The organism is Actinopolymorpha cephalotaxi, assembly GCF_013408535.1.
In the GTDB taxonomy this organism is placed as follows: Bacteria; Actinomycetota; Actinomycetes; order Propionibacteriales; family Actinopolymorphaceae; genus Actinopolymorpha; species Actinopolymorpha cephalotaxi.
In genome coordinates this window covers 4118488-4139566 of sequence record NZ_JACBZA010000001.1, presented here as the reverse complement: position 1 = coordinate 4139566, position 21079 = coordinate 4118488, and the positions used below count along the sequence as shown (strand labels likewise).

Here is a 21079-nt window from a genome sequence, read left to right as displayed (position 1 = left end):
TACCCTGTCCCGCATGCGCATCGGAGAACTGTCCAGGCGGAGCGGGGTCAGCGTGCGCGCCCTGCGCTACTACGAGGAACAGGGCCTGCTGGCGTCGCGGCGCTGCCCGAACGGCTATCGGGAGTACGACGAGTCGGCGGTCGCCCGGGTCGGCCAGATCCAGTTGCTGTACTCCGCGGGCCTGTGCAGCTCGAAGATCGTCGAGCTGTTGCCGTGCATCCGCTCCGACGGCGAACGCGTGATCCCCTCCGCCGGCCTGGTCGGCGACCTGCAGGTCGAGCGCACCCGCATCCTGCGCCGGATCGAGGAGATGGCCGCGTCGCTGCGCGTCCTGGACGGCGTGATCGCCGCCGCCGAGCCGAGCGAGCCCTCGCCCGTCGCGGCCTCGCCCGTCGCAGCCTCGCCTCTCACGGCCTCGCCTGTCGCGGCCTCGGCCGGCTGACTCACCGGCGTGACACGATTGAAGGACGGCCGGACGCTGCCCGCACCGCCGATCGGGTGATTCGCTCCGGATGTCGGGTCCGCGCCGGATGACGTACGACCGCTGACGACATCGCGTCGAGGGGGAGTCATGGGGGCAAACCACTGGGTGTTCGAGCCGGGCCACACCGGCGCGGAGTTCACCGCGAGGCACATGATGGTCGCCTACGTGCGGGGGCAGTTCAAGGACGTGCACGGGTCGGTCGTGGTCGACCCGGACCACCTCGACCGTACCCGGATCGAGGCGATGATCGACGCCACCAAGGTCTACACCGGTGAGCCGGCGAGGGACGCGCACCTGCGCAGCGCGGACTTCTTCGACGTCGAGAACCACCCGACCTGGACGTTCGTCGGAGGGAAGGTGGAGCGGATCGGCGCCTCGGCGTTCGAGGTGACCGGCGACCTCACGATCCGCGGCGTCACCAGACCGGTCACGTTGCACGTCACCTACCTCGGTCAGTGGGACACACCGTGGTGGGAGGACGGACGTGACCTCGGCCCGCGCCGCCGGGCCGGGTTCGTCGGGCGTACGAGCATCAACCGGCACGACTTCGGAGTCAGCTGGAACGACTCGGTGGACCGGGGCGGTGTGGTGGTGAGCGACGTGGTGGAGGTCACCGTGGACGTCGAGGCGGTACTCCAGCCCGAGCTCGCGGGCGTCTGAGCGTTTGAGCGTTTGAGCGTTTGGGGGTGGTCGGGCTCGACCGGGTCGCCGATGCCCAAACACCAATGCCCGTTGATGTCTGACCATCGTGCGAAGCTGGTGGCATGCCTGCTTACGTGATCTCCGAGGTCGACATCGTCGACCGGGCCGCCGCCGACCGCTATCGCACGCTCGCGGCCGAGTCCATCGCCCGCCACGGTGGCCGCTACGTCGTGCGGGGCGCCGAGCCGTTCGTACCCGAAGGAAAGTGGCCGGAGTCGGCGCGGGTGGTCGTGGTCGAGTTCGCCTCGATGGCGCGGGCACGGGAGTGGTACGACTCCGACGACTATGCCGAGGCGCTGGCGATCCGCCGGACCGCACTGGACCGCCGGTTGCTGTTCGTGGAGGGCGTGGAGGGCGTGTGATCGACTAGCCTGCACGCCATGCCGACTTCCATGCCGTACGTCGTCGCGGTCGACGCCGGTGGAACGCAAACCAGGGTTGGTTGTTTCGGTCTCGAGGGTTGGTTGCTGGCCCGGGCTGTCGGGGCAGGCGGGTCGCCCTCTCACAATCACGCCGCCGCCGAGAACGTCTGTTCCACGATCGCCGCGGCGGTGACCGAGGGCGGGCTCGCGGTCGAGGACGCGGTCGCGATGGCGGCAGGCGTGGCGGGGTACCCGATCGACGGTGAAGCGGACTGGATCGGCGCGTTCTTCGACGGATCCGCGCTGACCTGCCCGCGGCACGTGGTCAACGACGCGGTCATCGCGCATCGCGGCGCGCTCGCCGGAGCGCCGGGAGTCATCGTCGTCGGCGGCACCGGTTCGATGGTCGCGGCGATCACCGCCGACGGCACGGTGCTCGCGAGCGGCCGGTTCCAGCACTACGCCGGTGGTGCGCGGCACCTCGTCTTCGACGTGATGCACCGCATCCTGCTCGGCGAGTACGCCGACGCCGATCTGACATTCGTCGGGACGGTGCTGGCCTGGTGGGGCGCCCGCGACGTCGCGGACCTCCGGCGGATCGTTCTCGGGCTCGGCGGCCTGGACCACAACGACGTGAAGCGCCGCTACGGCGGACTGGCGCCCGCGGTCACCGCTGCCGCGGGCACCTCCCCGCTCGCCGACGCGGCGGTGACCCGGCTGGCCGAGAAGACCGCGGCCGGCGTCCGGCTGCTGGCTCCGTTGGTCAGCGACGTCGCCGTGCCGGTGGCGTTGGCGGGCGCGCTGGCCACCGCCCCCGAGTTCGCCGACCGGATCGGCCCGCTTCTCTCCGCTGATTCCGCGCCCACGGTCGGCGTCGTGACTGCCGCACTCGACCCGCTCGGCGGTGCGGCGCTGACGGCGTTGCAGTCCGTCGGCGTACCCGTCACGCCCGAGATCCTCGGCCGGCTTCAGGTCTCGACCGTTCATTGAATCGAGGTTGGCGGTCCCCTCGCGGGGGAGGGCGTGCCAGCTTTTTGTCCACAGGTGGCGGATCGGCTTGCCCTTGTGGACAACGGGTGAGGTGTCGGTGGCAGCCGGTAGAGTTCGAACATGCATTCGACGACGCAGGACCTTCCCGGCAGCGGTGGCAGTGGCACCGTCGCCCGGTTGAAGGCTGCGGTCGGCATGTTCCGCGCCGGACTCGACGACGCCCTGGCCACCCCCACCACCTACGTCGACGCCCGCGCCCTCGGTGAGCTGATCAGCGAACTCACCGTGGAGGAGTCCCGGTTCGACGCGCTGAAACTCGGATGGGTACGTCAGGCAGAGGCCTGCGACATCGGCAAGACCACCGGCGCGGCGACCACGGCGGCCTGGCTGCGCACCACGCAGCGGATGGGCATGAAGGACTCCTACGCGACCGTCAACCTGGCCCGCGACCTGGACCGGACCGTGACGTTGACTGCCCGCGCCATGGCACGCGGGGAGGTCTCCTTTCGGCACGCTCAGGTGATCGCCGCCGCGATCACCGATCTGCCCAAATGGATCAGCCTCGAACAACGGGTGAAGGCCGAGGAGTACCTGATCGACGAAGCCAGGCGGCGTAACCCCGACGACGTGCGGGTGCTGGGGCGGGCGCTGCTGCAGTACCTCGCACCGGAGGAGTGGGAGAGACGGCTGGGCAAGGAACTCGGCGATGAGGAACAGGCCGCGCAGTGTGCACGGTCCCTGAAATACGTCCCGAACGGCAGCCCGGGGTCGGAGACGGTGGTGATCAAGCTGCCGGTGCTGGAGATGGAACAACTCCGCAAGATCATCGAAATGCTCGTCGCCGCCGACAAGCGCGCCGAACCTGACGACCGGCCGCTGGACCAGCGGCGCGGGGACGCGTTCGCCGAACTCGTCGCCGCGATGGCCGAGTGGGAGGCATCCCCCAACCGCGGCCGCGGCCGGGACTGCGTCACCGTCCTGATCCACCTGCAGCAGCTGATGGCAGGTGTCGGGTTCGGCACGATCGACGACCTCAACCCCGTCCGCCCCATGCCCTGCGGCTGCCAGACCCCCGACGCCAAACGCCAAGCACAGCGCAAGGCCCGCAAGCGCGCCAGCACCAACGACGCCACCGCCGCGACGGGCACCAAGCCCAGCAAGAAGGCCGAGACTGCCCAGCCGGGTAAGAATCCTGGCGGCACTGAGGCCGCCATGCCTGAGGACGCCGAGCCCAGCAGTTGCGGCGAGCCCAGTGCAGACACAAAGCCCAGCGAGAACGCCGACGACACCGGTCCCGACGCCCGGTCTGGCCATGCAGTCACCAACCACGACGACGCCGACGACCCGGACGTCACGAGCGGCCCCACCGCCGAGCCTGCTGACGCCAGTGAACCCGGCGACCATTACGACGCCGGCGACCCGGACGTGACGAGCGACCCCGTCCAGATCAAAAGCGCGGCCGGCACCGGCGACCCGGCGGCGGCTCCCACTGGCGCGGAGACCACAGCGACCGCGCCGAAAGGTCAACCGGACAACGAGAAACCACCGCCCCGTCAGCCGGACCCGCCGACCGGGGTCGCGGAGCGGATACCCGCACCGCGAGAACCCGGCCAGCCCCCACAACCGAACACCGCCACCGGTACCGGCCCCGAAGCTGAGCCGGGACCCCGATGGGATCCGGAACCACATACCGGACCTGAGGACTGCGACCTCGGAGCGGATGCCGACAACGACGCCGAACCCGACGAGGGTGCGGCGGTGCCGGAGGCTGCCCTCGATCCCCACGACGGGTGTCAGAACTGCGGTGGCGGCGGTTCAGCTCGCATCACCGGACTGCGTGGTGAGCCGCTGTCGGTGGCGACGATCCGGAGGATGGCGTGCGACGCGAACATCATCCCCGTCGTACTCGGCGGCAACGGCGAGGTCCTCGACGTCGGAATGGCCGACAGGTTCTTCACCGAAGCCCAACGCCGCGCCCTCGCCGTCCGCGACGGGTCCCACTGTCACTTCCCCGAATGCCTGGTACCCGAACGACGCTGCATCGCGCACCACATGACGGCGTGGGACGACTTCGGCCCGACGGACCTCGACAACGGGGTGCTGTTGTGCCGGACGCATCACACCTTCGTGCACCACAAGGGCTGGCAGGTGCGGATGGGCAGCCACGGCCACCCGGAGTACATCCCGCCGGAGTGGGTGGACCCGCACCAGAACGTGCGACGGCCATGAGTCCCACGAGAGGCCAACGTGCGCGGTGCCGGATGGACGGAGAGGGCCGGCGGGTCACCGGGTGCCGGCCAGTGAGCGTTCTTGAGTGTCAAGAGGGGCTTGACGGCCTGGTGACGGACCGTCGAATCCTACGTCGTGGGCCGAGACGTCCTGCGGTCCGCGGCGTACAGCGCGAAGACGGCATCGTCGTGGACGCCCTCGCGGCCTTCCACCAGACCGGGCGAGGTGAACTCCCGGACGAACCCCATACCGATGCGTTCCATCACCGCACGCGACCGGAGATTGTGCCGTTCGGTGAACGCCACCACCTCGTCGGCGCCGAGTTGGTCGAACGCGAACGCCATCCCCGCCCGGCCGATCTCGCTCGCGTATCCCTGCCCGCGGAAACGGTCCCGCAGGTTCCAGCCCAGCTCGAGGCACTCCGTGCCGTCGACGACGGCTCGGGACAGCCCGCCCCGGCCGATCAGCTCGTCCCGCTTGGCCGGCCCATCGTCGGTGCGGGCGTACGCGACCCACTTGTGCACCCCGTCGCGTTCCCATGCCGCGCCCCACTCGGCCGCGTTGGCCCGCGCGGCCTCGATGGTCCACCGGCCGCCGTTCCACTCGGCGACCGCCGCGTCCTGGTGCATCGTCCACAGATCCTCGGCGTGCTCAGGGCCGACGGGTTCGAGCCGGAGCCGGTCGGTGAACCTGGTGCGAATCGCCTTCGCCACCACGTCCCGCAGCCGCCGGTCGCCGTCGGTACGGTCGACCATCATCAGATCGAGGTCGGCGGGTCCCACCCAGGCGTAGGCATCGTGCTTGCCCTCCTCCAACCGGGGAGAGGTGAGGTCTCCGTCCACCTCGACGAGATAGTCGAGCTCCCGGCGTACGACACCTTCGTGGGACCACTCCCAGTCGGCGACCACCGCTTCGACGCTCCGCAGCCGCCAGCCGGTCTCCTCCTCGACCTCCCGGGCCAGCGCCTGCTCCGGCGTCTCGCCGGCCTCGACGTGCCCGCCCACGACATCCCAGATCCCGGGCAGCAGCCGACGGTCCGGGCTCCGGCGCTGGGCGTAGACCCGGTGCTGGGAGTCACGGATGAGGGCGCCGACACAGGCAGGTTCACGCATCCCGCAAGGCTATCCAGCCACCGCCCGGCGAACGCAAGTCAACGACGTCGCGGACGCGTGCCATCAGCCGCGACCTCGAGACCACGGCGCCCGTCGAACCCGGCGTCGAACTTGGCGCAGCTACGGCACCCGCCACTCCGGCGCGGGCGTGCCCGTCGTCCTCTACTGTCGCGGCAGTGGGTGCGGCCGCAGTCCGCCGGCGCAGGACGTGGAGGGTGCCTGGTCGCGGCCGACGACGACGGACTGCCCGAGGTCGTTGTAGCCGGTACGCGAGTCCCACACGCCGGTGTTGGCGAGCTGGATCGCGTACGCCGCGTGGTAGCTCGTGTCGGTGCCAGGGAGCAGAGCCTGCGACCGCAGCCGGTGTTCGGGCGAGGGCAGGTCCAGGGACAGGGCGTACCGCCCCGGTGGGAGGCTTGCGCAGATCCGGGAGTTCAGCTGGATCGGCGTGCCCGGCTCCCAGCGGCGCGGGTCGGCCGGCAGCGGAACCTCGTAGGACCGGTGTGCGCCGGTGAGCACCAGGCGGACCGAACGCGGGTTGTACGGCGCGGCGAAACCGTCGTTGCGCAGGCCCAGATTGGCGGTGAACGAATGCCCCGGCCGCACGCCGTCGGAGAAGTCGCCGGTGGTGAGCCGCAGCCGGTAGCCCAGCCGCTGCCGGGCCTCCTCGATGTTCGCGCCCCAGCTGCCCAGCACGTCCTTGTTGTAGTCGGAGTTGAGGTAGCTGTAGTGGTAGCGCTCCATCTCCGCGACCGCACTGGGCCATTCCGAACGCGGCGGGTTGACGTTGCACGTCTCGCCACCGACCGGGACGAACCTCGAGTCCTGGGCGAGGTACTCCTGGTCCAGCGTGATCGGGTCGGACAGGAAGGTGCCGAAGTCGTCCGGGCTGGCGAGGAAGCAGTCGTTGTGGTGCCCGATGCGCGCGACGGGCGTGCCGTTGAACGCCTCCTCAGGCGTGAGTGCTCCATCCGCCCCGGTGGGCCGGTCGACCGTCTTCTGCTTCATCAGCATCGTGCGGACCTGGATGGTGCGGCTGGCCGGCAGCGCGCGCAGCAGGGCGAGGAACACCTCACGCCGGTTGGCCCAGTCCTGCGGCGTGACGTTCTCGGGGTGGAGGGGGTCGGCGACGAAGTGGTCGGTGTAGTAGCCCTCGCCCCACAACCCGATGAAGCCGGCCTGCACGGTGGCGATCACGTCGGCGTTCGCCCGCAGGACGGGCGCGAGCTGAGCGATGTGGCGCAGGACGCGATCCTTCGGGGCGTCGCCGTACGGCGGCTGGTAGGGCCAGTCGTCCTTCGGCTGCGCGTACGCGAACCGCACGATCACCTTGACGCCGGCCGCGCGGGCGGTGGCGAAGTCGGCCTGGACGCGGGCCAGGTAAGCCGGGTCGATCGTGTCGGTGCCCGCGAACTTCTCCAGGTAGAAGACCCGAAGGATCTGGGTGACGTGCTCGCGTTCGCGCCAGCCGCGCAGCGTGGCCAGGTCCAGCGGCTCGTACCCCGAACCATCGGCGCGGAAGTGCGTCTCGGTGTGGTGGTAGAAGCCGCGCTCGGGGTTCGCGATGGTCTGGTCGCTCGGCGCGTAGGTCCGCTCGGTGCGCTGCCCGTCGCCGGGACTGGAGTGACGAGTGGCCGCGGACGACGTGGAAGCCGGTGATGCGAACGCGGGCAGGGCGGGTAGCAGGGCCAGGCCGCACACGAGCGCGACGGTTGCGGACAGTCTCCTCGGCACGCGTGCCTCCTGCGAAGTCCTTGCGCGGCTGATGACTCCGCACGCTACCCACGCGACCGCCCTGATGACGGCAAGCGCATGCGCATTGGCCACAACCGGCTCCGCCGCGCGTGTTCGGCCCCACGGCGGGAATACCTCCTCGCTCGCACCCTTTGCAAGGTCACGGATGGCGCGAGACGATCACGCGAGCGCCACAGGGGGAGTGTGTCCGTCGTCGGCTCTTCGGCGCGGACGTACGTCGCCGGTCACGCGCCGTGCCGCTTCGTCGGTACGGCATGAGGAGGACAAGCATGGGGTTTCCACCCGTTCGAGGTCGGACGGCGCTGAGCGCGGTCGCGAGCCTGGTCGCCGCCGGACTGGTCGCTGCCGCCGGGCCGGCCACCGCCGCCACAGTGCCGGCCGCGCCCGCCAAGGTCACGCCCGCCACGGTCACATCCGCCCGGTCCGCGGACACGAGGGCGGACACGTCGCGAGGGACGCCGGTCGACCTGGGCGCGCTGTTCGTCGGCGCGCACCCCGACGACGAGTCCGGCGCGCTGTCCACGTTCGGGCAGTGGGGCGAGGACAACGGCGTACGCACCGGCGTCATCACGGTCACCCGGGGCGAGGGTGGCGGCAACGCGGTCGGCCCGGAGGAGGGCCCCGCGCTCGGCCTGATCCGCGAGGCGGAGGAACGCCGCGCGGTCGGCAAGGCCGGCGTCACCGACGTGTTCAACCTGGACAAGGTCGACTTCTTCTACACCGTGTCCGCACCGCTGACCGAGAAGCTGTGGGACCAGCAGGACGCGCTGGCGAAGGTGGTCCGGATCGTCCGCCAGACCAGGCCGGAGGTCCTCGTCACGATGGACCCCGCTCCCTCGCCCGGCAACCACGGCAACCACCAGGAGGCGGCCCGGCTGGCGATCGCGGCCTACCACGCCGCCGCCGACCCGAAGGCGTTCCCCGACCAGATCACCAAGGAGGGGCTGAAGCCGTTCGCGCCGGCGAAGGTGCTGCTGAGCCGGGCGCGCGGCACCGGGCCGGTCGGCCCGTCGTGCGTGAACACCTTCACCCCGGTCGACCCGTCCCAGGACATCTACGGCGTCTTCTCCGGCAACGTCTCCCGCGCGCAGGGCAAGACCTGGGCGCAGATCGAACGCGAAGCTCAGCGCGAGTACGCCTCGCAGGGCTGGGCAGGCTTCCCCGACCCGTCCTCCGACCCGGCGCAGCTGGGCTGTGACCGGTTCACCCAGGTCGCCTCGCGGGTGCCGTACCCGGAGGTGGGTACGGAAGCCGCGGCGCAGCCGGACGCGATCCTCGACGGCGCGCTGACCCGGCCCGACGGCACCGTCCCACTGGGCACGCAGCTGACGGTGGACAGCGACTTCGACGTACGCCCGGGCAAGCCCACCACGGTGAAGGTGCACGTCACCGCACCGCGCGGTGCGAACCTCGGCCAGTCCTCGGTGGCGCTGCGCGCGCCGGACGGCTGGAAGGTCGAGGGCGACGGCGCACTCGGCCGGGTGCGCCCCGGCGGTTCGGCGACCGTGACGTTCACGGTGACCCCGCCGGCGACCCAGCCCGAGGGCGACCCGGTCAGCGCGCGATCCCGGCTGGAGGCGTTCCTCACCACGATGGCCGGCACGGGGTACGCCGCGGCACAGGTCCAGCTGACCCCGGACGTCGCGACCCAGCAGCAGCTCCTGCCGCAGGTCTCCTCGTTCGAGGCGTGGGCCCGGCAGGTCGGCGCACCGCAACTGCGCGGCTTCGTCGTACCGGTCCTCACCATCCCGTCCGGCGGCGAGCGGGCGATCGACTACACCGTCACGAACAACTCCGACACCACCCGGTCCGGCACCGTCAAGGTGACCTTGCCGGACGGGTTCGCGGCGGACGCGGCGCAGAAGCCGTTCACCGACCTGGCCGCGGGCGCCAGCACGAAGGTGACGTTCCCCGTACGGAACACCGACGCCTCGCTGCCCACCTCCAACGCGGGTGGCACCCAGGGCGCGGCGCCCGGCGACTACGCGTACACCGTCACCACGACCACCGCGGACGGCGCCACCTCGGTGAGCAAGCCGGCGCTGGAACTCGTGCCGGCGACCACGGTCGAACCCGCCGCGGCCGCGCCCGCCGTGGACGGCAAGGTGAGCGCGGGGGAGTACCCCGGCGAGGCACTGGACATCTCCCGGCTGTGGGAGGGCTCGCCGTGTGACTCCGCCGCCGACTGCTCGGGCACCGCGCACGTCACCCGTTCGGGCGACACGCTCTACGTGGCCGTCCAGGTGCGCGACGAGACCAGGGGCACGCCGCTGGCGACCAGCGACTGCAAGCGGCACTGGCGTACCGACAGCGTCGAGATCGGCCTGGACCCGCGCGGCACCAGCGAGAACACCGCCTCGACGTTCAAGCTGGCCGTGCTGCCGTTCACCGCGGAGGGGCCGGCGTGCGCACTGCGCGACGCCGACAACCACCAGGGCCCGATCGCGCAGACGGCTCCGGGTGTGAAGTTCGCCAGTACGGTCAGCTCGCCCTACGCCGGATACACCGTGGAGGCCGCGATCCCGCTGACCGAACTCCCCGCCTCGGTCGACCCGGACAAGCTGGGCCTGAACGTGCTCGTCTACGACTCCGACACCCAGGACAAGACCGGCCAGACGCGGATCGGCTGGTCCACCTGGGGTGGCGTGCAGGGCGACCCCTACCGCTGGGGGCTGGCGCGACTCGCCGGCTACCAGCCGCCCGCGGACCGGCCGACGGCCGACCCGGTGGTGCCCAACACCGCGCTGCGCAGCGTGGAGTCGCCGCAGACGGTCGAGCAGTCGGTGCGGGTCAACGTGCCGCTGTCCGGCGGTACGGCCGCACCTCTCGCCGACAGCGGCTGGCTGGTCGGTGCCCGGTGGAGTCGTGGAACGGTGATCGCCGACCTGCGCAGCACCGGTGCCGGTGAGGCGCACGTGTTCGTGGTGGACGACAAGGGCACCGCCGGTAGCGCGGTCGTCTCGGTGAATGGCGCCGGGCGGACCGCGGTGAAGGTCCCGCTGGACCGTGCGCTGTCCGCGCACCCGCGGGTGCTGGCCGGCTGGGAGGCGACGTCGGGTGCCGGCACGCTCGCGTCGAGGGTGCCGCTGCGGAAGTAGCCGGGTTTCGGGGCCGGACCACGGTCCGGCCCCGAACCGGCATCGCAACCTGGTGTACCCGAATCCGCAAGTGGTTCCGCCCACGGCGTAGCCCGATCGCCGTCGGCGGAATCCGCTGGCGCATCCGCCGCGGGATCGGCCACGCTTCCCGGAACCGCGGTGTGCAGGGCCGGCGTTCCTCTCCGGTCGCCACGCGACGACGAGGAGGAGGCCCGATGCGGATCCTGGTCCTGGGCGGAACGGTGTTCCTGTCCGCGGCGGTGGCCGCCGAGGCGGTGGCGCGTGGCCACGAGGTGACCTGCGCGGCCCGCGGCACCAGTGGTGAGCCACCGGCCGGAACATCGTTCGTCCGCGTCGACCGCGACGACCCCGACGGGCTGGCCCCGCTGGCCGGCCGGGAGTTCGACGCGGTGGTCGACGTCGCCCGGCTGCCCAGTCAGGTCGCCCGGGCGGTGGCCGCGCTCGGCGACGGCGTACGCCACTGGACGTTCGTCTCCTCGATCAGCGTCTACACCGACAACTCCACTCCGAAGCAGAACCCGCACACCGGTCCCGTGCACGACCCGCTGCCCGACGACGCGGACGAGGGCGACGTGGCGAACTACGGGCCGGCGAAGGTCTCCTGCGAGCAGGCCGTGCTCGCCTCCCTCGGCGACCGGGCCAACGTCGTGCGCGCCGGGCTGATCGTCGGGCCGGGCGACCGGAGCGACCGGTTCACCTACTGGCCGGTGCGGCTGGCGCGGGGCGGCGAGGTGCTCGCGCCGGGGGCGCCCGACGAACCCGTGCAGGTGATCGACGTACGCGACCTCGCGGCCTGGATCGTCCGGTCCGCGGAGACCGGAGTGGTCGGCGTCTTCGACGCCACCGCTCCCGCCGTGGGGCGCGGTGAGTTCCTGGACCGCGTCGCGGCCGGGGTCGCCGACGCCATGATGAAGGCCGGAGCGGACGTGGACTCCGTCGCCGGCGCGGACACCGAGCCGAAGCTGACCTGGGTGGACCAGGAGTTCCTGACGGCGCAGAAGGTCGACCCGTGGGCGGGGCCGCGGTCGCTGCCGGTCTGGCTGCCGCTCCCGGAGTACGCCGGGATGCTCGATCACGACGTCAGCGAGACGCTGGCCGCCGGGCTGGCCGTCCGCGACCTCGCCCAGACCGCCCGCGACACCCTGACCTGGGCCCTGGAGACCGGCCTCGGCCAGGCCGGCTCGGCCGGCTCGGGCGACGCTGCCGGCTCGGCCGGCTCGGCCGGCTCGGGCGACGCTGCCGACTCGGCCGGCCTGCGCGCCGGGCTGACCGCGACGGAGGAGGCTGACGTCCTCGCCGCCTGGCACCGGCGTTGAGCAGGCCCGCACCGAGCAGGACCGCACCGAGCAGAACCGGCGTACGTGACAAACCCTGGCGCCGCCCACCCCCGACAACCTAGGGTCTCCCCATGAACTGGCCTCGTTGAGCTTCCAGCCGGTCCCGCCGCCGCGCGGCGGGGCTCGAACACTCGCCTGATCCACCGGCCGGCCAGGCCTGGCGGATCGGCCGGCTGTTCGTCGCGTTCTCCGCGCTGGACGACGCGATCTTCCTGTATCCGCTGTACACCCTGCTGTTCGCCGACACCGGGCTCTCCACCGGCGAGATCTCGTTCCTGCTCGGCCTGTGGGCAGGTGCCGCGTTCGTCCTCGAGGTGCCCTCCGGCGTCCTCGCGGACCGGCTGTCGCGCCGTCACCTGCTCGCCGTCGGCGCGGTGCTGCGCGCCGCCGGGTTCGCCCTGTGGATCTGTCTGCCGTCCTTCCCGGCCTTCTCGGTCGGCTTCGTGGCGTGGTCCGCGCAGGGCGCGCTGAAGTCCGGGACGCTGCAGGCGCTGGTGTACGACGAGCTTGCCGCGGCCGGCGCCGAGTCCACCTACGACCGGTTGCTCGGCCGGTCCGCCGCCGCCGAGGGGGCCGCCGGACTGGTCGCGACCGCGCTGGCGGCCCCGCTCTTCGCGTTCGGCGGCTACCAGGTGGTGGGGTGGGCCTCGGTGGCGATGGGGCTGGCGCAGGTGCCGGTGGCCCTGGCGTTCCCCGCCGTGCCCCGCACCGGCGTCGAGTCCGAGCCGACCGGCATGCGCGCGTACGTCGCGACGTTGCGGGCGGGCGTTGCCGAGGCGGTCCGCGACCCGGCCGTTCGCCGGCTCACGTTGCTGACCGGCCTGCTGCCCGGGCTGGTCGCCTTCGACGAGTACCTCCCGTTGCTGGCCCGGGCAGTCGGCGTTCCCGACCCGTACGTCCCGCTGCTGATGGTCGTGCCCGGGGTGGCCATGGTGGTGGCGGCGATGCAGGTCGCCGCCCGGAGGTGGCGGTACGTTGTCGCACCGGTCGCGCTGGCCGTGGCCGCCTTCCTCGTCGGCGCCGGGGCGGCCGCCACCTCCACGCTCGGAGTGGTCGCGATCGGTGCCGGCATCGGCGCCTTCCACCTGGCGAGGCTGCTGCTGGACGCGCGACTGCAGCACGCGATCACCGGGCCGGCCCGGGCCACCGTGACGTCGTTGTCCGGCGTGCTGTCCGAAGGTGCGGCCCTCGCGGTGTTCGCGGCGTTCGGCGTCGGCTCGGTGTGGCTGCCGATGGGCTGGCTGTTCGTCGCCGACGGGTTGCTGGTGGCGTTGTGCGCGGCGTACGTGACCGTTGATGTCGTACGCGGGAGAAGGGCGTGCGGCCCGGCACGGGTCAGGCCGGACCGTCGCCGTTTCCGCCGCTCACACCACCGCCCATACCGTCCATACCGTCCCCGCCGGCCGCGCCCTGGGGAGCGCGCGGGCGGAGGTCCCAGGCGGTGACGTCGACCACCCGGTCCGCGCGGTCGATCCCGGCCGCCACCAGGTCGGCGTTGCGCTGGTCGGAGCCGGTCGCGAACGCCTGTGCCACCGCCGGGCTCCGGCCGAACTCGCGGTGCCGGCGGAGCAGCCGGTCCATCCGGACGTCGTGCTCGGTGAGCACGAACCAGCACGCGTCCAGCAACGTACGGACCTGCCGCCACGGCCCGTCGGTGAGGAGCAGGTAGTTGCCCTCGGTCACCACCAGCGGCGTGTCCGCGGGAACCGGCAGCGAACCCGCCACCGGTTCCTCCAGGACGCGGGAGAACGCCGGCGCGTAGACCGTGCCCTCGGCCGGGTCACGCAGCCGGCGGAGCAGGGCGAGGTAGCCCGCGGCGTCGAAGGTGTCCGGCGCGCCCTTGCGGTCGGCCCGTCCGAGCCGTTCGAGTTCGGCCTGGGCGAGGTGGAAGCCGTCCATCGGCACGTACACCGCGGCCGGTGCGAGGTCGGCGACCAGGCGTTCGGCCAGGGTGGACTTCCCGGCGCCGGGCGCGCCGACGATGCCGAGAACCCGCCGCCGGCCGGAGGTGGCGAGCGTGCGTGCCTCGGCCAGCAGTTCGTCGTACGTCACCCGACCGACCCGCGCAACCGCCACACGGTGACGTGCCCGTCGACCGGGCCGCCCGCGCCGGCCGTGACCCGCAGCGTCCACGGCGGCGGCGCCTGCGGGTAGAAGCGGCAGGTGAGCGCCTGGCCGGCCGCGAACAGTTCGCCCACCGACCCGTCCACCAGGAACCGGAGCCGGACGCTCGCCGGACCCTCGGCGGCTCCGGCGTCCCTGCTTTCGCCGGCGTTCTCGCCGGGCGCGGACGCCACCGCGTCCGTGATCGCGAAGGTGCCCCGGTGTGACCTCGGGTCCCGGCTCGCCGAGTCCCGGTCGACGGCCACCGCACCCGCCTGCCAGTCGACCAGCAGGTCCAGGTGCTCGTCCTCATCGGCACTGCCGGCCACCAGCCGTACGCGGGTGGGTTCACGGTCGGTTCCGGACGTGGTGAGCTCGAGGTCGAGCTCGAACCGCGCGGGCACGTCCGGCACGTCCACGGAGGAGCCGGCCTCCAGTGGGCCCTCGACGGAGGCGATCGCGCCGTCGCGGAGCGCGGCGAGTTCGGCCGGCGGATGCCAGCGCGGCTCGCCCTCCTCGGTCACGGTAAGGACGCGGGGGAGGGTGAGCATCCCGGACCAGTCCGCCTCGATCGAGGCGGAGGCGTCGCGGCCCTCGGTGACCCAGCCCCACACCAGCACCCGCCCGTCCGGGGCGCGCATCACCGACGGGGCGTAGAAGTTCGGCCCCTGGTCGATCCGCACGGCCGGGTCGGGATCGGCGAGCCGGTCGGCCTCGTCCCGGCCTGTCAGCGCGAGCACGTGGGTGATGCCCTCGTCGCGGTCCCACGCACCGACGAGGAGTACGCCCCACTCACCGAGAGCGGCGTACTGCGGGCACTCCCACATCATCCCGGTGTCGTGGCCGGTGCCCTCGTCGGTACGCCGCCGGCTCGCGAACGGCCCGACGTAGGACCACTCCGCCAGGTCTGCCGACTCGTACAGCCTGGCCTGGCCGAGCGCACGGCCGTCGGCGTCGTCCCCGGCGAGCCCGGCGCCGACGAGCATGCACCAGCGGCCGTGGTGCCACCACACGAACGGGTCCCGGAACTGCACCGGCCGCTCCGAGGCGTCCGGCGCGTCGACCATCGGGATCGACCCGGTGAACTCGAAGCCGTCCGCCGACTCCGCCCGCCGTACCGGCTGGAACGGGTTCCCTGATTCGAACGCGGAGTAGAACGCGTACAGCCGGTCGTCCGCGGCCACGGTGTTGCCCGACCAGCAACCACCCTCGTCCGGCGTGCCGGGGCTGGGGGTGAGCGCGGGTCCGTGCAGCGTCCAGGTCACCAGGTCGGTGCTGGTCGCGTGGCCCCAGTGCACCGGCCCGGTGCGGGGAGTGTCGAAGACCTGCTGGAAGTAGAGGTGGAAGGCGCCCCGGTAGTGGACCGGGCCGTTCGGGTCGTTGACGTAGCCATCCACCGACCGCACGTGGAAGTGCGGCGCGTGGTGGTCGTGGGGAAGTGCCGGCACCGTGCCAACGATGGTGCCCGGAGATCGCCGCGGTCAACTTCGCGTCCGGCTTGTCGATCTGTCGTGGCTGAAGCCGGACATCGGCCTCGGCCGTGGCGGGTGGAGCGGCCATCCTGGTCGCGGACCTGCATTGGTACTCACCATTTCGTACCTCCGATCTCTGTACGCCCCAACTCCGTACGCGCATTCGTACGTACGCCCCCGAGGAGCCGGCATGTGGTCACGATCGAGGTTCTCTGCCGGAAGGTTCACGTGGCTCACCCGGCGCCCCCGTACAGCGTTGGCCGTTGCCCTGCTCGCGGTGGCCGGCCTGTTCGCCGGACTGGTTGCCGGGCCGATGGCGCCGGCCTACGCGAGTGGACTGCGCGGCGACTTCGTGGTGACACCGGACGGCAGCTACCTCGCCGTCGCGGGATACGACCGCACCCGTGGGGCCGACCAGCTCATCGTCTACACCCCGGCGTGGGGTGAGTCGACCAGGCAGAACCAGTGGGGTGCCGAGGCGGTGGTCGACGACGGCGTCGTCACGAAGCTCACCGCTCCCGGCGTCGGTGGAAACGCACCGATCCCCGCCGGTGGGTACACGCTGTCCGGGCACGGGCTGGCCGCCACCTGGATGGGCGCGCACCTGCGCGTCGGCATGCGGGTCGAACTCCGAAAGAACGCCATCATGGCCACCAGCCACACCGCCACCAGCACCGTCACCAAGGTCGACCCCGCGTCGCCGTGGGAGTTCCCCGGCGGCCGCGGACCCGACGAGCTGGTGGTCTACACCCCGGCGTACTCCGAACCGACCACCGGAACCAACCAGTACGGCGTGGAGGCGGTCGCCGAACGCGTGGGCTCCGGCTACCGCGTCACCGCCGTCGGCGGCAACGACTCCACCATTCCCGCCGACGGCATCGTCGTGTCCGGGCACGGCACGATGCTCGCCTGGATCCAGCAGAACGTCATCCCGGGCACGCTGCTCACGTTGTCGGGAACCACGGCGGGCGCCACCCTGTCGGCGACGATCGACGCCACGTCGTACCTCTACGCCGGGCAGCTCGCCGTCGACGCCGCCAAGGATCGGATCGACACCGCGCGGGCGTCCTTCGCCGACGCGCCGCTCGACCGGGCCGCCGACACGCTGGCCAAGGCACGCGCCCAGCTGGCCCAGGCCGGCGCGAAACACGAGGCCGGCGACGACCGGGGTGCGATCGAGACCGCCGACCAGGCCGCGTCGACCGCCGTCGAGGCCGGAGAGCTCACCGCCGAGTCCGACGCGGTGGAGGCGCGCGCCGTCTGGCACCGGCCGACCGAGACCGGCCCGGCAGCGGTCGACGCCACCGTCGCGGCGATGGCGAAGGCCGGCTTCAACCAGCTGTACCTGGAGACCTTCTGGGGCGGCCAGACGATCTACCCGAGCGCCTTCACCGACCAGAACCCCGCGTTCGCGGGCTGGGACCCGCTGGCGGCCTACGTCGCGGCGGCGAACCGGTACGGCGTCCACCTGCACCTGTGGATGCACAGCTTCTTCATCGGCTTCACCGGTGGTGACGCGGGGGCCGGGCCGGTCGTGCGCGACCATCCCGAGTGGCTGGTGAAGGACCGGGCGGGCCGAGTGGTCAGTACCACCGAGCCGGGCTACTACTTCCTCGACCCGGCGATCCCGGCCGCGCGGGCGTGGCTGCTGAAGGTGTTCACCGAGGCCGCGGGCAAGTACGACGTTCCGGGCGTACAGCTGGACTACATCCGCTACCCCTCCCAGGGGTCGAGTCCGGACCAGGTGTCGTCGTACAACGACCTGGCCCGGGCCCGGTTCGAGGAGCGCTACGGCGCCGATCCGGCCCAGCTGCACCCCGGTGACGCGCTCTACCAGACCTGGCTGGACTGGCAGACCGAACAGGTCACGACCTTCGTCCGGGAAGCACGAGCCGCGCTGCCGAAGGGCACGATCCTCTCCTCGGCGCTGGAGACGACCGACAACGCCGCCGACGTGGCGAAGTTCCACCAGGACTTCGCGTCCTGGGTGCGGGCGAGGCTCCTGGATGTCGTCGTACCGGAGGTGTACTCCGTCGGCACCGGCGACGTACGGGACCGGTCGGCGGAGTTCGTGGCGCAGGTCGGGACCGACGCGTTCACCTCGATCGGCATCGCGCCGTCGTTCCTCGCCGCGCCCGCGGAGTCGAGCGTCTGGCAGGTGGTCGCCGCCCGGCAGGCGGACGCGACCGGACAGGCGCACTTCGTCTGGCACTCCATGGACGCCGAACACCAGGCGGCGCTGGCCCGGTCGGTCTACCGGAGGGAGGCGTTCGACCCGCAGGCCGACCCGGTGGGCGGTGCCGCGGCGGAGGTCTCGGACCTGCTGCGCCGAGTGAACGGGGTCTACGCCGCCGCGGTCGACCGAGAAGACCGGGACCGGCTGGTCGCGACGCTCACCCAGCTACGGCGCGACCTCACCGCCCGCCGGATGGCGCCCGCGGCCGGTCACCTCGCCGTGGCCCGGCACGCGGTGGCCGCGGTGGACGTTCCGGCGCCGGTACGGGAACACCTGCGCGCCGACCTGGACCTCGTCCAGCGGATCCTGGACACGGCCCGCCCGGCCGGCTGGCCGACCGGGCGGTCCTGATCGGGCGGTCCTGATCGGGTGCCCTGGGGTCAGAGCCGTACGACCTGGCCGGAGGTGACGCTCTCGTGCACGGCGGCCACCACGGCGGTGACCGCGACGCCTTCGGCCAGGGTGGGTGCGGTCACCGGCTCGCCCCGTAGCAGGCCGGCGAAGTCGCGGGCGATCTCCGCGGCCACACCGACCAGCCGGCCGTCGCGCTCCACCGTGGAGTGGTGCAGCCACTGCAGTGACGGGCCCGCGAAGTGCACGCCCTCGTCGGATCCGTCCACCCGCACCGCGGCCCGGCTGCCGACGAGCTCGTACCGGAAGTCGAACACGCTGGGATAGGACTCGGGCAGCACCCAGTGCGACTGCAGCGCGAGGGTGGTGCCGTCGTCGAAGGTCACCAGCGCGTGGACGCCGTCGTAGGTGTCGATGCCGTCCCGGGCCAGCTCGCGCCGCAGGCCGGTCGCGTAGACGGAGCTGGGAGTACGCCCGGACAGCCACAGCGCCAGGTCGACCGTGTGCGGCATCAGGAACCACGCCGGGGTGGTTCGCGCGGCCCACGACAGCATCCGTTCCGGCACGAACCTGGTGTCGTTCAGGTGTGCGCACTGGAAGAGCACGTCGCCGACGGCGCCGTCGGTGATCTGGCGCCGGACGGTGACGAAGCGCGGGTTCCAGCGGTTCTCGAACGCCACCATCGCCGGGCCACCGCCGCCCTCCACCGCGGCCTCGATCTCCCTGGCCTGCTTGACGTCGGTGGCCAGCGGCTTCTCCACCAGCAGGCCGATCCCTGCGCGGGCGACGGCGACCGCCGCGTCCCGGTGCGCGAAGTCCGGGGTGGCCACCACGACGCCGGCGAGGTCGTGCGCGGCGAGCAGATCCTCGTGGCCCGCGTGGGCGGCGGCGCCGAGCTCGGCCGCCAGCTCGGCTCCGGCCGGCGTCGGGTCGGCGACCCCCACCACGCGCACGTCCGGGAGCTGACCGAGCGCCTGCGCGAACATCCGGCCCCGGATTCCCGCGCCCACCACCCCGATGTCAAGCACCACGTGCCTCCTCCGTTCGATGGGCCTGTCAACGCCCGCTGTCAACGCCCGCTGTCAACGCCCGCTGTCAACCCTGGCTTGTCAGGCCTCCGGGGAATCCCGGTCAGGTCCCGAGCAGCGTCGTCCGCTCCCGCGCCGGCCGCAAGCACCGCCGACCGCACCGGCCGGACCTGGCCGCACCGACCGATGGGAGGTCAGCGGGCCAGCAACTGGTAGGTGACGGCGAACAGCGCCGCCGCGAGGACGACACAGAAGACCAGCACCGGCACGGTCGGCACCTCCCGGCCCGGGCGGTGCAGGTGCGGGTCGTCGGCCAGGAAGCGCCCGAGCTCGCGGGCGAACTCCGCCGCAGTGCCCGGACGTTTGCCCGGGTCCCAGCTCAGCGAACGGGCGAGGAGCCGGTCGAGCTCGGCGGGCCGGCCGAGGCGGGCCGCCACGGGTGGCGGTTTGGTGTCGGCCCGGCGGTCCAGCACCGCCGCCGGACTGTGGTCGGAGAAGGCGGGCTGCCCGGTGAGCAGGTGGTAGGTGACCGCGGCCACGGCGTAGACGTCGGCCCGGCCGTCGAAGCCGTCGGTCTGGTGGATCTGCTCCGGCGCCATGTAGCTCGGGGTGCCGGTCGTGACGGTGAAACCGGAGGCCTCGGCGAGCACCTTCGCGCTTCCCAGGTCGGAGACCACGAGCCGAGGCGGCGTACTGCGGTCATCGATCAGCAGGTTGCTCGGTTTGACGTCGCGATGGACGATGCCGGCGTCGTGCAGCACCTGGACGGCCTCGCCGGCCGCCACGCCGTACGCCAGTGCCTCCCGCGTACTCAGTGAACCGATCCGCTCCGTGAGCGTGCCGCCGGGGATGTACTCCATCACGAAGTAGGGACGCGCCTCGTCGTCCTCGCTCTCCCCGACGTCGAAGACCCGCACCAGGCGGGGGTCGTCGACCCGGCGCAGCAGCCGCGCCTCCGCCAGGAACCGCTCCCGCACGTCCGCGTTGTTCGCCCAGTTCTCGGCGAGCACCTTGATCGCCACGTGCACCTCGAGGGCCGGGTCCTCGCCCAGCCACACGGTCGCGAACGCGCCGGAGCCGAGTACTCGCCGCATGCGGTAGCGCCCGACCTGCCTCATGGGGACAAGATTGTCCTATGAGCTCCTTCGCGGATCCGGCGCCGCTCTCCGAACTGGTGGCGCGGGCCCGTTCGGGCGACGCGGACGCGCTCGAGGAACTACTGGGCGCCATCCGCCCACTGCTCGTCCGGCGGTGCTCGCGCTTCCTGCCGCACCTCGACGATGCCGAGGAGGCCGCCCAGGACGCGCTGGTCTCGATCGCGCGGAACATCGGCGGCTTCACCGGCAGCGGCTCGTTCGAGGGCTGGATCACCGTGATCGCCTCCAACAGCGCCCGGATGACCTACCGGCGGCTGCGCCGGCGAGCGGACGAGAACGGCGCCGCCGAGCTTCCCGAGACGGCCGACCCGCGCACCACGAGCGTGGTGGCCGGAACCCGCCTCGACCTGATGGAGGCGCTCTCGGAGCTGGAACGACGCAAGCCGCAGGTGGTGGAGCCGTTCGTGCTGCGCGACCTCGGATCACTGCCGTACGAGGAGATCGCCGCGATCACCGGCACCTCGCTCGCCACGGTCCGCGACCGCATCCACGTGGCACGGAAGTTCATGCGGTCCGCGCTGACGGCCAGGCTGTGACCCGCTCATCACGTACCACTCTTCACATCCTTTTCCGGCCGACCGCCAACGAACTGAGCCGAGGGCGCATCGAAACGAGTGAACGGCGGGAACAAACCCGCCCAAC

Annotated in this window: 16 protein-coding genes; 10 read left to right on the top strand and 6 right to left on the bottom strand. The window is 72.1% G+C overall.

What is annotated here, in order from left to right; genetic code table 11:
• Positions 1-13 precede the first annotated feature (13 nt).
• The 5 genes from FHR37_RS18265 (at position 14) to FHR37_RS18245 (ending at position 4767) form a co-directional block, all read left to right on the top strand.
• Entirely contained in the window at positions 14-442 is a 429-nt protein-coding gene (locus tag FHR37_RS18265; RefSeq protein WP_092884238.1) for a MerR family transcriptional regulator, read from the top strand.
• Positions 443-571: 129 nt separating this feature from the next.
• Positions 572-1144: a YceI family protein gene (locus tag FHR37_RS18260; RefSeq protein ID WP_092884236.1), complete on the top strand. Its 573-nt coding sequence runs from the start codon at positions 572-574 to the stop codon at positions 1142-1144.
• A gap of 104 nt (positions 1145-1248) precedes the next feature.
• Positions 1249-1548: a DUF1330 domain-containing protein gene (locus FHR37_RS18255; RefSeq protein ID WP_092884234.1), complete on the top strand. Its 300-nt coding sequence runs from the start codon at positions 1249-1251 to the stop codon at positions 1546-1548.
• 18 nt (positions 1549-1566) lie between these two features.
• Positions 1567-2538: a BadF/BadG/BcrA/BcrD ATPase family protein gene (locus tag FHR37_RS18250; RefSeq protein ID WP_139239018.1), complete on the top strand. Its 972-nt coding sequence runs from the start codon at positions 1567-1569 to the stop codon at positions 2536-2538.
• Positions 2539-2658: 120 nt separating this feature from the next.
• The gene (locus FHR37_RS18245; protein ID WP_092884230.1) at positions 2659-4767 is read left to right on the top strand and encodes an HNH endonuclease signature motif containing protein; all 2109 of its coding nucleotides are present in this window, start codon (positions 2659-2661) and stop codon (positions 4765-4767) included.
• Between the two features lie 128 nt (positions 4768-4895).
• On the opposite strand, the gene FHR37_RS18240 is transcribed toward FHR37_RS18245, so the two are convergent.
• On the bottom strand, positions 4896-5879 hold the full coding sequence (locus FHR37_RS18240) for a GNAT family N-acetyltransferase (protein ID WP_092884228.1): 984 nt from the start codon (positions 5877-5879) through the stop codon (positions 4896-4898).
• Positions 5880-6041: 162 nt separating this feature from the next.
• The gene (locus FHR37_RS18235) at positions 6042-7613 is read right to left on the bottom strand and encodes a DUF4832 domain-containing protein (protein WP_237768866.1); all 1572 of its coding nucleotides are present in this window, start codon (positions 7611-7613) and stop codon (positions 6042-6044) included.
• Positions 7614-7903: 290 nt separating this feature from the next.
• On the opposite strand from FHR37_RS18235, the gene FHR37_RS18230 reads away from it, so the two are divergent.
• The 3 genes from FHR37_RS18230 (at position 7904) to FHR37_RS18220 (ending at position 13535) form a co-directional block, all read left to right on the top strand.
• On the top strand, positions 7904-10732 hold the full coding sequence (locus FHR37_RS18230) for a sugar-binding protein (protein ID WP_092884224.1): 2829 nt from the start codon (positions 7904-7906) through the stop codon (positions 10730-10732).
• Between the two features lie 215 nt (positions 10733-10947).
• On the top strand, positions 10948-12069 hold the full coding sequence (locus FHR37_RS18225; protein ID WP_092884222.1) for an NAD-dependent epimerase/dehydratase family protein: 1122 nt from the start codon (positions 10948-10950) through the stop codon (positions 12067-12069).
• A gap of 185 nt (positions 12070-12254) precedes the next feature.
• Entirely contained in the window at positions 12255-13535 is a 1281-nt protein-coding gene (locus FHR37_RS18220; protein WP_092884220.1) for an MFS transporter, read from the top strand.
• Here FHR37_RS18220 and FHR37_RS18215 read toward each other — a convergent pair.
• The gene (locus tag FHR37_RS18215; RefSeq protein WP_092884576.1) at positions 13426-14142 is read right to left on the bottom strand and encodes a nucleoside/nucleotide kinase family protein; all 717 of its coding nucleotides are present in this window, start codon (positions 14140-14142) and stop codon (positions 13426-13428) included. The genes FHR37_RS18220 and FHR37_RS18215 overlap by 110 nt on opposite strands.
• Positions 14139-15641 carry a glycoside hydrolase family 32 protein gene (locus FHR37_RS33190; protein ID WP_139239017.1) on the bottom strand — a complete coding sequence of 501 codons (1503 nt, stop codon included), beginning with the start codon at positions 15639-15641 and terminating at the stop codon, positions 14139-14141. The genes FHR37_RS18215 and FHR37_RS33190 overlap by 4 nt, the downstream gene beginning before the upstream one ends.
• Positions 15642-15921: 280 nt before the next feature.
• Here FHR37_RS33190 and FHR37_RS18205 point away from each other — a divergent pair, with 280 nt between their 5' ends.
• Entirely contained in the window at positions 15922-18252 is a 2331-nt protein-coding gene (locus tag FHR37_RS18205) for a glycoside hydrolase family 10 protein (protein ID WP_175542572.1), read from the top strand.
• Between the two features lie 29 nt (positions 18253-18281).
• On the opposite strand, the gene FHR37_RS18200 is transcribed toward FHR37_RS18205, so the two are convergent.
• Positions 18282-19283, bottom strand: a complete 1002-nt coding sequence (locus FHR37_RS18200; protein ID WP_092884214.1) for a Gfo/Idh/MocA family protein — start codon at positions 19281-19283, stop codon at positions 18282-18284.
• A gap of 191 nt (positions 19284-19474) precedes the next feature.
• Entirely contained in the window at positions 19475-20398 is a 924-nt protein-coding gene (locus FHR37_RS18195) for a serine/threonine-protein kinase (RefSeq protein WP_092884212.1), read from the bottom strand.
• Positions 20399-20415: 17 nt separating this feature from the next.
• Here FHR37_RS18195 and FHR37_RS18190 point away from each other — a divergent pair, with 17 nt between their 5' ends.
• Positions 20416-20973: an RNA polymerase sigma factor gene (locus tag FHR37_RS18190; RefSeq protein ID WP_092884210.1), complete on the top strand. Its 558-nt coding sequence runs from the start codon at positions 20416-20418 to the stop codon at positions 20971-20973.
• Positions 20974-21079: the final 106 nt, after the last annotated feature.

Bases quoted from the DNA above. Each gene is read 5' to 3' on its own strand.
- FHR37_RS18265 (WP_092884238.1), top strand. From the start codon at position 14: ATGCGCATCGGAGAACTGTCCAGGCGGAGCGGGGTCAGCGTGCGCGCC.
- FHR37_RS18260 (WP_092884236.1), top strand. From the start codon at position 572: ATGGGGGCAAACCACTGGGTGTTCGAGCCGGGCCACACCGGCGCGGAG.
- FHR37_RS18255 (WP_092884234.1), top strand. From the start codon at position 1,249: ATGCCTGCTTACGTGATCTCCGAGGTCGACATCGTCGACCGGGCCGCC.
- FHR37_RS18250 (WP_139239018.1), top strand. From the start codon at position 1,567: ATGCCGACTTCCATGCCGTACGTCGTCGCGGTCGACGCCGGTGGAACG.
- FHR37_RS18245 (WP_092884230.1), top strand. From the start codon at position 2,659: ATGCATTCGACGACGCAGGACCTTCCCGGCAGCGGTGGCAGTGGCACC.
- FHR37_RS18240 (WP_092884228.1), bottom strand. From the start codon at position 5,879: ATGCGTGAACCTGCCTGTGTCGGCGCCCTCATCCGTGACTCCCAGCAC.
- FHR37_RS18230 (WP_092884224.1), top strand. From the start codon at position 7,904: ATGGGGTTTCCACCCGTTCGAGGTCGGACGGCGCTGAGCGCGGTCGCG.
- FHR37_RS18225 (WP_092884222.1), top strand. From the start codon at position 10,948: ATGCGGATCCTGGTCCTGGGCGGAACGGTGTTCCTGTCCGCGGCGGTG.
- FHR37_RS18195 (WP_092884212.1), bottom strand. From the start codon at position 20,398: ATGAGGCAGGTCGGGCGCTACCGCATGCGGCGAGTACTCGGCTCCGGC.
- FHR37_RS18190 (WP_092884210.1), top strand. From the start codon at position 20,416: ATGAGCTCCTTCGCGGATCCGGCGCCGCTCTCCGAACTGGTGGCGCGG.